The 12399-nt window shown below is 38.7% G+C and carries 9 protein-coding genes; 1 reads left to right on the forward strand and 8 read right to left on the reverse strand.

Annotated elements, in window-relative coordinates:
- Together ACJMLO_RS00410 and ACJMLO_RS00415 are read right to left on the reverse strand one after the other, a co-directional pair.
- Positions 1-875, reverse strand: an 875-nt coding sequence (locus tag ACJMLO_RS00410) for a thiamine pyrophosphate-binding protein (protein ID WP_405292823.1), incomplete at its 3' end; no start/stop codon positions are given.
- Positions 872-1330, reverse strand: a complete 459-nt coding sequence (locus ACJMLO_RS00415) for a dCTP deaminase domain-containing protein (protein ID WP_405292825.1) — start codon at positions 1328-1330, stop codon at positions 872-874. The genes ACJMLO_RS00410 and ACJMLO_RS00415, both read right to left, overlap by 4 nt.
- 63 nt (positions 1331-1393) lie before the next feature.
- Between ACJMLO_RS00415 and dmpI the strand changes: the two genes are divergently transcribed.
- Positions 1394-1582: a 4-oxalocrotonate tautomerase DmpI gene (dmpI, locus tag ACJMLO_RS00420; protein WP_405292827.1), complete on the forward strand. Its 189-nt coding sequence runs from the start codon at positions 1394-1396 to the stop codon at positions 1580-1582.
- 109 nt (positions 1583-1691) lie between these two features.
- Here dmpI and ACJMLO_RS00425 read toward each other — a convergent pair whose 3' ends face one another.
- The 6 genes from ACJMLO_RS00425 to ACJMLO_RS00450 all read right to left on the reverse strand — a co-directional run.
- Positions 1692-2612, reverse strand: a complete 921-nt coding sequence (locus ACJMLO_RS00425) for a hypothetical protein (protein ID WP_405292828.1) — start codon at positions 2610-2612, stop codon at positions 1692-1694.
- 208 nt (positions 2613-2820) lie between these two features.
- Positions 2821-4080 carry a hypothetical protein gene (locus ACJMLO_RS00430; RefSeq protein ID WP_405292830.1) on the reverse strand — a complete coding sequence of 420 codons (1260 nt, stop codon included), beginning with the start codon at positions 4078-4080 and terminating at the stop codon, positions 2821-2823.
- Positions 4081-4121: 41 nt separating this feature from the next.
- Positions 4122-6026, reverse strand: a complete 1905-nt coding sequence (locus tag ACJMLO_RS00435; protein WP_405292832.1) for a hypothetical protein — start codon at positions 6024-6026, stop codon at positions 4122-4124.
- A 198-nt stretch (positions 6027-6224) separates the two neighbouring features.
- Entirely contained in the window at positions 6225-8396 is a 2172-nt protein-coding gene (locus ACJMLO_RS00440; RefSeq protein WP_405292834.1) for a hypothetical protein, read from the reverse strand.
- A 125-nt stretch (positions 8397-8521) separates the two neighbouring features.
- A complete protein-coding gene (locus ACJMLO_RS00445; RefSeq protein ID WP_405292836.1) occupies positions 8522-10333 on the reverse strand; it encodes an Ig-like domain-containing protein in 1812 nt (603 codons plus the stop codon).
- Between the two features lie 127 nt (positions 10334-10460).
- On the reverse strand, positions 10461-12399 hold a 1939-nt coding region (locus ACJMLO_RS00450; protein ID WP_405292838.1), incomplete at its 5' end, for an Ig-like domain-containing protein.

A 12399-nucleotide genomic window follows, 5' to 3' on the forward strand; every position in this document is an offset into this window, starting at 1 on the left:
CCAATCAAAACATCCTTATTTATGTTAACATGGATTAGATTATCAGGAACGTAAGGCAATGTCCTTTCGCTTGCCTTGATTCCCAAAGCGATTATGCAGTCGGCATTTTCAAATGCATATCTGCCCCGGTCGGTTGCACGCAGGCCGGACAGTCCCAGATTAAGAGGATTGTCTTCAGAGACTGCTCCCTTTGCATGGTAGGTTGTGGTAACCGGAATCTGATATTTCTCCACAATGCGCGATATCCTTTCGCTTTCGTCTATTGCCCCTGCACCCAATATAAAAAGCGGCCTTTGGGATTTATCGATTAAATCCTGTGCATCATTGAGCTTTGACATGTCCTCTTCACACAGATAGCACAAATCGATATCTTCAAAGTCCTCCTGAAGCAAGACATCCTTGGAGAGATTTATATGTATAGGGCCTTTTGGAAAGTTTTTCAACTCATAGATGGAAGCCTTCAGCATGAATATCGCTTCCGTTCCGTTTAGGGGATTATAGGATTGTCTGGTAATGTGCTTGAAGATTTCAACTTGAGGAGTTGACTGGAAATGGTCAGTACCCCTGAATTTAAGCTCGTTGTCTCCTGTAAGTACCAATAAAGGCACGTTATCCTTGTATGCTGTGGCCAGCGCCATTGTCGTATTCAGCGCTCCCGGAGATGCAGTTGCGATGCAGACACCGATTTTGCCTGAAGATCTTGCATATCCATCGCCAGCATGAGCAGCAACCTGTTCGTGGCGGGTGAGAACATGGTTTATTTTTGAATCGGACAGAGCCCTGTAAAGGGGCATTATCTGCTCGCCCGGAATCCCGAAGACATCCGAAATGCCTTCCTCTTCAAGGATTTCGACTATTCTCTCAGATACGTTCACTCTTCCACTTCCTGATATGAGCCGTCATATTCTCCTGAACCCTTAACCGGAAAGACGACCGCCTGTGCAATCCTGTCTCCTGACTTGATTTTGTAATCGAATTGGCCGTGATTGTAGACCATGAACATTAGTGTCCCATAAAAGCCGGGATCTCCAACTGCCGTTTGGACTGACACGAAAGACCTCAAAAGAGTGGAACGGGGCAGGTAAAGCATTGTGTATCCCTTAGGTATTTTGATTTTCCTTTTGATGCTTGCAAGGTATGCGGTGTGCGGTTTTAATGTATAGACCTCCCCTTCAAGCTCTTCAATTTCAGGCAGATTTTTCTCATTGTCAATCAGAGACCCCTCAGATTTCTGTATGTAAATTTTATCCAGTTCCAAATCGATTCCTGAAGGCTGTACCAAATCTGCAAAATCCGGAAATAGTTTAACGAGTTCTTCTTCACCGAGCATATTATCAAATCCTTTTAATAATTTATATATTGGGAGAGGTTAATATATTTTAATGGTGATAAGATGCCTGTTATAACAATTGCTGGAAACGACGGAATAAGTGTTGAGAAAAGAAGAGAAATGGTTAAAAAAGTATCTGAAGTTGTTGCTGATGCATACGACTTGCCAATTGATGCAATAACCGTTTTAGTACAAGCCTATCCAAAAGAAAGTATTGGTGTGGCTGGAGAACTATTAAGTGATAGAAAATAATCATTTAAAGGGGAGCATAAGACCAAAACCTCCCCTTTTAAAGTTCAAACCAAAAAAGAACTTTGCATCTGTAAAACAGATACATATACATATTAATTTAACATTTTATTTATAATTTTGTGTAGACCTCGCCATCCTTTCGAATCAGATTCATATCCTCAAGCTCATCAAGATTCCTTTGAATTTTTTTGTCGAAATTGGAGGATTTGAACCTTATCAGAGACCTTTTAATCTCATCGAATGTCGAATCGTCAACTGCATCATATACGCTCTTTTGAAATGGCGTAAGATTAAATATTATGTCATTCAATGGGTCTTCGGCATTGTCGAATGACCAGACATCATCCTTTGCAGTTACGTTGAACATCTCTTCAAGTTCAGGAATCCTATCGGTCAGTTCATTGAGATATTCATGATTTGCAAGGCCATATCTGTGCTTTGAGATTTTTGAAAGGAATTCCTCATGGCATCTGTCGAGATCAATTTCACCTTTGCTTTTGAATGAATCAAGAACATATACCCTGTCGTCAATGACTTCCACGACTTTAAATGTGTCCGTATCCTCATCATATTGGATTTGCTGGAATTTGTCGACATTCCAATTGTTGTCGAGAAGATAGTTTCTCACAAACTCCGCATCGCCGAGACGATCATAGACTCCGAAGATATACTCGTCGCCTGCAATCATCTTTTTGATGACGAAAGTATCGAATACCCTTAAGATATTAAGACCATATTTCGAGTTGTTTGGGTTTCTCAAACGCTTTTTGTAGAGTTTATCGACAGTATCGTCTGACGGCATCTGCCTGAACTTTCCAAGAAGGCAAATCCTCTCGTCAATTACTCCCACTGCCCCAAATTCATCTTCAATGGAAATTATCCTATCAATCAAATCCAAATTCCATCCGCAACTTATCAGTTCATCCCTTATCGCAACCGCATCATCCAGATTTGTGAACCTGCCGTAATTTCTTGAGCCCTTGACTATGCTGAATGAAGCGGCATTTTTTCTAATGTATTTTTCAGCCATTGGATTATATTTTGTTTTGAAAATAGATAAGCTTTGAGATTCAAGTTAATGGATTCAAGGCATGATTAAAAAAACAGTTGGAAATCTGTGATTAATCAGATTAATTGAATATTCAATTAAATTAAATGTAGGTTAGAATTAAATGCCTGAAGCAAATGAGATATATGTGATGCCTAAAAAAAATAAATAAAAATAAGGATTTTACTCCTTATCTTTTAACTTTTGCGGTTTTTTTGACTACAACATTGCCGTAGCTTACCTGATAGCTGACTTTCTTTCCGACCTTGAGCCTTTTGATTGCCTTGCCCTTTATGGTAAGTTTGGCGATGCCCTTCTTGTTTGTTTTGACCTTATAGGTTTTCTTGTTGAATTTGAATTTAACCTTTTTTCCTGCGCCAATCTTTTCATTGATGAGCAATTTTGCCTTCAAGGTCAATTTCTTTGCGGATTTTTTGACTTTAAGAGTATTCATAGCCAACTTATAGGCCGGCTTGATCATTACCTCAGAGGTATGAGAGATATTTTCATCGTCGCTTACAAATGTGACTCTGGAGGTGTAGTATCCTCCGGCAAGATTTGAAACCCTGATGGTTGCCTTGCCTTGGACTGCATCGGCAGAATATTTTTTGCCGTTGATTTCAACATTCAGTTTACCTGAAACGTTGGCAGGAACGTTCAAGGATACGATATAGTCCTTACCGGAAATCTCTTCGGTGAATGTGTAGTTTATTTTGTATATGTAGCTCCATTTGCCTGAACGTGTTACCTTTGATGAGCCTGTGTCAAGAACAATCTTCAGGTCATGTTCCCCGTATGTCAAAGAGGAGCTGACATCGATTGGGAACCAGGTATAGGCGTTTTTAGTCAATGCATGCTTATATACGAGAATGCCGTCAATGTAGACATATACGGTTCCGAGAGCATTCTTGTAGAACTGAACGGAAAACCATGGATTGTCATCATCCTCACTTACGTAAGCGTCCTCAAGATAAGTCGGCATGGTGATCTTTTCAACCGCCAAAGTTCCGTTTGAAACTATCTTGTCTGAATAGCTGATCTGCCATTTGTGCTGGCCGTAACTCAAATCCAAGCCACTGATGACGCATATGTAGTAGTCGGAATAATGGTTTTTAAGCTTGAAATCAATATTCTTATTGTCTATTTTTAATGAAATGTTGCCTATCGCCAGCTCATCATAGGAATATATGTTGAATCTCAAGTCATTGCCTCTTGCAGTTTCCCTTGGAAATGCGGCAGTGATTTTGCTGGCACCTGAGCCGTTTTTCAAAACGCTTTCCTCATTGCTGTCGGATACGATGTCCTCTGCGGCCTCAGATATGACTTCTTCACTGATATCCGCATCCCCAACAATCTCAACACTTGTCTGGTTGTCATCGGATGCGCTGACAGCACCGACTGTTAAAACCACAAGAAATATGCTGATTAATATTAAATGTTTGACTTTCATAATATCATCAAAAATTTAAAAAAAAATAAGGAAAAGAATCCTTATTTTTGAACTTTTGCAGTTAATTTTTTAACTGTTTTGCCGTATTTTACCTGATAGGTAACTTTTTTGCCGACTTTAAGTTTTTGGAGTAGTTTTCCTTTGATTTTAACTTTTGCAACACCTTTTTTATTGGTTTTTGCTTTTAAAGTTTTTTTGTTAAATTTGAATGTTAATACCTTACCTTTGGCAGGTTTTCCATTGATTTTCAAAGTTGCAGATAAAGTTAATTTCTTAGCGGAATTTTTAACTTTTACCTTTTTAAGAGTCAATTTAGTTACCTGAGTCTTTGGAGCTGGAGGGCTCACAGGAGCTGACGGTTTGGCATTAACAGTTACAACAAATGTATTTGAGTAGAATACATCTTTATCCCAATGATAATCCTCCCAATCCTCATAATCATACAGTACCTTAATATAATGTTTGCCCGGAGTTGTCAATACAACAGACATCGTATTGGCATTTGACAGCTTTACCCTGCCGTTATACCTGCCGTCCACATAGACCTCAAATGACCTGGTCAAATTTTTAGGACCAGTAATCTGAACCGCAACACTGTTTCCAACTTCAATGTCTGTTGGAGACACAGTTGCTGAAATTCCATCGGTGTTGTCTTTAACAAGCACATAGAAATCGTCTGAATAGACATACTTTCCGTTTTCATATTCATAAATGAAATCATGTTCACCTTTACTTAATCCGGAAATAGGAATTTCTGCCTTACCATCGACAAGATTAACACTGGCAATTGCACTACCGTCTTTTACATAGTTCTGATCTTCAGGATCTCCAATAAGTTTAGCCTTATAGAGTTTTAATGTTCCGGAATAACTGCTTGGCAGATTAATTGAAACCCATTGAGTTTCACCTAAAGCCATATAATAATAAGGAGTCACAATACTTGGATATGCAGTTAACTCCTCAAAAAACTCTTTTTTTGGATAGTACGCATCATTGCGCAATTCTGCAGATATCCTATAGGTTTTGTTTAACTCTAAAGAATCGGTCGCAAGAGTGCAGTTTCCAACACCATCCTTATATGAAACTTTCATCTCTTTACCATTGAAAATTACATATAAATCCCCTGTTGCATCCTTAGGGACATAAATTTCCAAGTCGAAAGGAATTCCAATACCTAAATCTCCATAATAATCTATATCTATTGAGTATCTCGCAGAAACGGTTCTTGATTTAACTAATGTTGTCTTGTCTCCATCATCAAACTTGACTTCAACAAAATGCTTAGTTAAGCTAGGTCTCTTGTTTAGGTCGGACAATTGGATTTGAACTTCATATGTACTTAAAGTTTTATTATAGTACAGTTCATTATCAATATATACAAGAATATTCCCTTCCACGCCATCATAATTCTCAATTTCAACAAATGCGTCATTATAATCATATAATGGCAACGGAATATAAATGTCATTAATTTCAACATCTAATCCTTCATATCCCTCTTCTCCAGTGACGTTCAAGGTATAATCAAGGAGCTTGACCGCATTTCCGGAAGTCGGTACGAAATTAACAAGAATTTTATAACTGCCCACTTCCTCTATGCCCAAATCATATAAGTACAAATAATCAAACTCGTCAAATTCAGCATTATATACCGGCTTGGCGCTATTTCCAACATTGACTGTCAGATTGCCCTTAACAGGTTCTTCACTGTTAGAGACGCTTATTACATCATCATTTGAATTAACAGCAATGCTTTCTTCATATCTGACGTAAAAGTCGCCAACATCGACAGAATCACCCAATTCATCATCTTCATCCAATGGAGCCTGTTGAATGTCTCTATCATCATCAACTGCCAGGTCATCAGATATTTCCGATGCGCTGACAGCACCTATTGTTAAGATAGCCAATATTAAACCAACTATCATCAAATATTTAATCTTCATAATAATCACGTCAATTCTTTCGAATATACTAATAGTTTTGAATGTAATGTTATTTATGCATTATTATTTTTTAAAAAAAAGTTGAATATAGATGCAAGTTTATAATATTTTAGGAAATATTGTTTAAAAAATAAACCAAAAATAATTAAAAATAAAAATTTTAAAAAATATTTAAAAAAAGTGAAAAAATATTTGAAATTATTGAACAACAACTGCAGATTTCTTAACAGTATCTCCATTATAGCTTGCCTGATAAGACACCTTGCCGCCAACATTGAGGCCGTTTAAAACATTGCCCCCAACGGTGATTTTTGCAACACCCTTCCTGTCTGTGACTGCCTTAAAAGTTTTTCCTGCAAATTTGAAGGTAACCTTCTTGCCTTTGACATGATTTTTAAGAGTTGCCTGCAGATTCAGCCTATTGGCAGATTTGGATACAGTTGCACTGTTCAATTTAATTGCATGTCTTGCCTTCAGGGTTTTTGTGAGTTTCGCTCCCCTGAATGCAACCTTCAGCCTGTGCTTTTTAACCTTAATCTTTAGAGGTTTCTTCAGGACTGCAACGCCTTTTCTGTTGGTTTTGACTGAGTATTTCTTGCCGTTGAATTTGAAGGATATTTTAACTCCTGCCATTGGGCGCTTCTTGATGTTCAATACCTTCACCTTGACATGAATGCTGTCGGAATACAGCCTGTATGAAACCAGCCTAAGCTTAGGCTTGAAGACCGTAACAACACAATAGTATTCGGTTGAATTATATCCGTTGGCACCGTAATAGTCGATATAGATGTCATGTTCGCCAAGCTTCAATTTCTTGAGGGAATACCTTGCGATTCCGTCATTTATTGTTATTCTTTTTTTGTTGATGATTACATATCCTCCGCAGCCTTTCGGAACACTTACGGTTATGTATTCATCCTCGCCTTTTGTAAGCCTGTATGTGATGCTTATCCCAGGCTCCGCCGCAATGACATCAAAAAGAGGATTCACCTCATAGTCGCTTCCGGTATATTCTGCAGTGAGATTGTAGTAATCAGGAACAAGACTGTTGAGATTGACCTGGGCATGGCCGTTTAGAAGTTTTGCGGTTGTGAAGAGCTTGCCGTTCAGATAGACTGCCAGATTGCCTTTCGCATCATCCGGAAGGTTAAGATAAACGATTGAATCCTTACCGAACACCACTTCAAATGGGGTCTGAATCAGATAGCTGACTGTTATGTTGACAGTTTTGCTTTTTGCAGCAAGTCTTTCATCCCCGGAAAATGAAATGAAGACCGTATGATTTCCGGCAGACAGTTTGGATATGTCCACTTCCACAAGATTGTTCATGATGTATTCGGGATGGGTGAAGGGATATCTGACCCCGTCAATGAGAACTGTCAGCAGATCGGTGTTGAGGTTATCCGGCATGTCGATTTCCAGGCGGTTGTCCTCTCCGTATATGAAATGTTCACCCCATACGTCAAAATCATAGACAATATTGACCTTTTGGGTTTTGCTGCGTGTAAAGTCCCCTTCAAATTTGACTGTCACTTCAGATGAGTCACATTTGAGATAATCAATCAGGGACAATACGAAATCCCCATTTTTTATCTGTTCGGTGTAGACCAGTTTTGAGTCGATATAAACATAGACCTTTCCTTTGGCACTGTCAAGTACCCTGACGCTTACGCAGTCGTCATGGGTAAGGTTCAGGGTTTTTGGAATGTCTATTACTGCATTCGTAACTTTGAAATTGAATGTCTTTTCACCGGGCATGTAATAATTGTCTCCCAGATAGACCATCCTTAAGGTATGGTCCCCCAAATTGAGATTTTGAAGATTGTAGCCTTCAAGGGAGAAAAATGGAGCGGTAACCTTTGTCCTGTTTATGAACCTGTCATCGACATAGATTTCACAGTATCCGTCGGCTGACCTTGGAAACATTATGAAACTGTGGGCATTGTAGTGCTGAAGAATCTCTTCGGGAAATCCCCACAGGAAACTGCAGTTCGGCGGATATTTCATTACCTTCAGCGGCTGTGTAATGTTCAGGTCAATGGCATTGTAAAATGCGCTTACCTTATAGGTCTTCATGTCATATGGCGGATAGATGTTGATGACATAAACGGACTTTTCCGCAGGAAGCCTTATTGGAACCTTGAATGATTTGTCTGTAATCTGCTCATTGTAGATTACCTCATCATTGATTTTGAGCGAAAAGTTGCCGACCGCATCTTCAGGCAATTCCACTTCAATGTCCGTTAGATTCTCTTCCCACATCTGTTGGTCAAAGGTGACATGAATGTCTTTTAAATCACTGCCTTCAATCTCTTCCTCAATTGGAGAGGTGATGTTGTCGGGATTGTCATGTGCACTGACCGTTGCCATGATTAAAAAAGCAAACAAAAACAAAGATATAATCCACTTGAACCTCATGGTATATAATATATAGGGCATGGTTAAAAATGATATTGGTGAAAAAGAAAAAAAGAAAAAATTAAGAAAATTAATTCTTAACCTTGAATTTTAACAGTCTTTGTGACAGTGTCCTTGAGGTAAGTTGCCTGATAAGTCACTTTCTTGTCTTTTCTAATTTTATCCAGGGTTTTGGTACCGAGAACTACCTTTGCAACACCATTTGGCTTGGTATAAGCGACGAACTTATCCTTTTTAAACTTGAAAATAATCTTTTTCTTGTTCATACCTTTTTTAAGGGAAGCTTTCAGAACAATCTTTTTGGCATTTCTTTTGACATTTACCTTTTTGAGCTTTAACAGGTGCTTGATGGTCAATGTATTCTCAAAGACCTTGTCCTCATAAATGATTTTTATCTTATAGGTTCCAGGAGCAACTGAATTTGGTATCTTGAAACTTGTAACGCCGTTTGCACCTATATCAATATCATAATCTTCATTGCCAATATAGATTTCGATAAAGTCCTCCGTATCGGCAGGCCTTGAATTGGTGCCGTAAACAGTAAATTTGTATACTGTAGCGCTATCATAGACCATCTGAATGTTACGGGTTCCGACTATTCTTACCGGAACGGAATTTACCTGGATATGGTAATCCTCATCAAGCCATCTGTTTTTTTCATTGTCCTCAAAGATAACGTTCATTGTGATTTCCCCGTCATCGAGATTGGCAAGGGAAACGCTAGTGGTGCTGTCCCTTATATTGACAACCGCATAAGGACCATCTTCATCAAAGTCTGTTTCAATAGTTAGGGTTCCTCGGGAACTGCCAGTGTATATTGTCAGATACTTGTTTTCGCCTGCAGTCATGACGGTTGGAACAATGATTTTAGGTATTACCTCAATTAAATCTTCTACATCTTCAATGTCAAAGTCATCACCGGTGTAGGTTGCTTCAATGGCGTGATAACCTATGCTCAAGTCAGGAAGTAAAATTCTGGCCTTACCGTTTACCAACTTTTCATTACCTATTAAATTATTATCGACTTTTACTGTAAGATTTCCTTCGGCAGTCTCATACAATGTCAGTGCCACATAATAGGACTCGCCGCAGACAACTGTTTCGGGATAATCGATATTGTTTACAACCTCAAAGGTTTCTTCTGAATCTTCACCATCATAGGAAATGACCACTTCATATTCGCCAAGGTCAAAACTGGAAATGTTGATGTAGTATTGACCGTTTGACTTTTTGGAGGGAGTGTATTTAACGCCGTTGATTTTGATGACCAAAGAACCGATCTTATCATCAGGTGCAGTAATTGCAATCTGGTTTGCGGAATTGCCGTAGATGTATGTGTCCTCAACATCAACTATAACATCCTCACTGATATATCCTTCCGGATTCAGCTTTATTGTAGCTGACTTGGAGTGTGTTATAGAACCTACCTTATAATTTACCTCAACATTGTAAGTGCCTGGAGACAGCTTGTCCAGTGAAATGGAATATTCATCTTCATCCTGATCATCGCCAACTACCGGCAAGACGAGACCTTTTGCACCGGTTCCATCAATATAAACATAAATATTAAAGTCCTCCTTATCATACTTCAAGCCTGCATCCTTTCCATTGATTTTCACAGTCAGGATTCCTCCTTTGTCTTTGAGAGGATATCCGATGTCGATTGTATTGTCCTCTCCGATTTCAAAGTCATCTTCAGGTATGGTGATAACAACTTCAGTGTACTGCCCATCGTCTTCATCCGCATCTGCCTGAAGGTCCTGAACGTCAGTGTTGTCGGCCAAAATCGCATCATCAGTACCGTTAACGTCATCCGAAGCACTAACAGCACCGATTGCAAAAATCGTCAGCAAAATTATACTTACCAATAAAATTTTGTTGATTTTCAAAATATCGTCCCCATAGTATTAGTTAATATTATATATGGAAGTTGAATAATATAAATGGTTTTGTTTAAACGGTGATGAATTCAATAGACTTGTTGAAAAAAAATAATAAAAATAAGGAATTAAATCCTTATTTTTTAACTTTTGCAGTTTTCTTAGCAACAGCATTGCCGTATATTGCTTTGACTTTAACCTTTTTGCCTACTTTAAGTTTTTTAAGCACTTTCTTGTTTACTTTTGCTTTTGCAACACCTTTCTTGTTGGTCTTTGCCTTAAGGGTTTTCTTGTTGAATTTGAATGTGACTACTAAACCTTTGACTGCTTTGCCATTGATTTTTAAAGTAGCTTTCAAAATCACTTTTTTAGCTGATTTTTTAACTTTAACCTTCTTGAGAGCTAATTTAATTACATCAGGCTTTTTGTTTACCTTGAAAGTGGTTGCTTTTATGCTTGCATCAAACTTGTCTGTTGCAGCGAAGAATGCGGTTGCGGTGTATGAACCTACAGCCAAACCAGGAACTGAGATGCTGCCTGCACCATTTGAAACAGGCACTGTGTAGTTTCTGTTTGCAATTTGAACAGTGACTGTGCCTGAGAATGTGGTTTGGGTAGTGATTTTGACAACTGCGCTTGCGCCTTCTGTAATGTCGGCAACACTGATGGTCAAGTTAGGGTCCATTTCAGAAGGTTTGGAGGTTACTGTAAATTTAGCGGTTTTACTGCTGCTTTCGAATAAACCTGTAGCCTTGAACTTAGCTTCAGCATCATAGGTTCCAGGAACAACATCCAAAACAGTGGAAAGATTACGTGTACCTTTACCGTTTACAACAGCCACTTCATAAACGCCATTTCCGATATAAACTGTAACGTTACCTGTGAAGGTTTCATTGGTTGTGATTGTAATTACCGCATCAGTGCCCTGGGAAACGTTAGTGACGGTGATAGTCAGCTCAGGGTCAACCGGTTCAACTACCTCAATGGCAATTATGCCTCCAAATTGATATAGATAATCATCGCCATCATTATCATATCTGTATGTGACATATATGTAATTGGTGCCCACTTCAAAATTATAGCTTCCAGCCATAGACCATGCCGCTTCGAATGTAAGCACTCCATCTTTAACGAGTTCCAATATTCCATCATCGATGAACGGATTGAACAGCATGTCCCCATCCATGCCTTGAGGACCCCAGTTATAGAGGTAATATGCATCCAGTCTAGCGCCTTCAACAGGATAATCAAGTTTAAATGACACTAAGGTGTCATCAATTCCGAAAAGATAAACATCCTTATCGCGGGATAATTCCAATTGCTCAATTGAAAATGAACCGGTATCGAAAGGAATTTCATTTTCGCCGTCGAAGAATGTCACGTTTACATCATAATCTCCGCCTTTCATTAATTTGACATCAAATATTTCATCCAGATATTCATCGAAAATCACTATACCGTTAGCGGTGAAGTTACCTGCCTTTTTGCCGTTGAAGTAAATGTTGTAGCATTGTCCAGCTGAAAGTGGAGTGCCTATAGAGAACCTGATTACGTCAAAGGCTTCACATCCGTATCCTCCATCTTCAAAGCTTACGGAATCTTCGCCAACTTCAACAAGCAATTCAATATCCTTGTCGGCCAATATCTCATCGTTTTCATCATATACTTCAATTCTTACCTGATATTGACCTGATTCACCTATATTCAAGTCATTCAATACAATTTGGCGACCGTCATCAGGAGCATGAGTGCTATAGCGAAGATCAGCAAAACTGATTCTATCTCCTACCAGATTGCCATTAACAGAAAGTCTTGCAAAGCCAGTTACATTCTCATTGACTTTTATGTTAAATACAAGCATGTCGATACTGTCGAAGGTTGCTAATCCTCCCTCATCATCCTCTTCATGAGATCGGATATTAACCATTCCAACAGCAAGAGCCCTATTGTTATAAACTAATAGTTCACCATTTTTAGTGAATTCAACAAGTATGTCATATTCATCGGTTTCTGTAATTCCCAAGTCACTTAAGTGGAGTTCATAGAATTCCCCATCCTCATCATCGAGATTGTCA

Source organism: Methanobrevibacter sp. (genome assembly GCF_045120835.1).
Classification (GTDB): domain Archaea; phylum Methanobacteriota; class Methanobacteria; order Methanobacteriales; family Methanobacteriaceae; genus Methanocatella.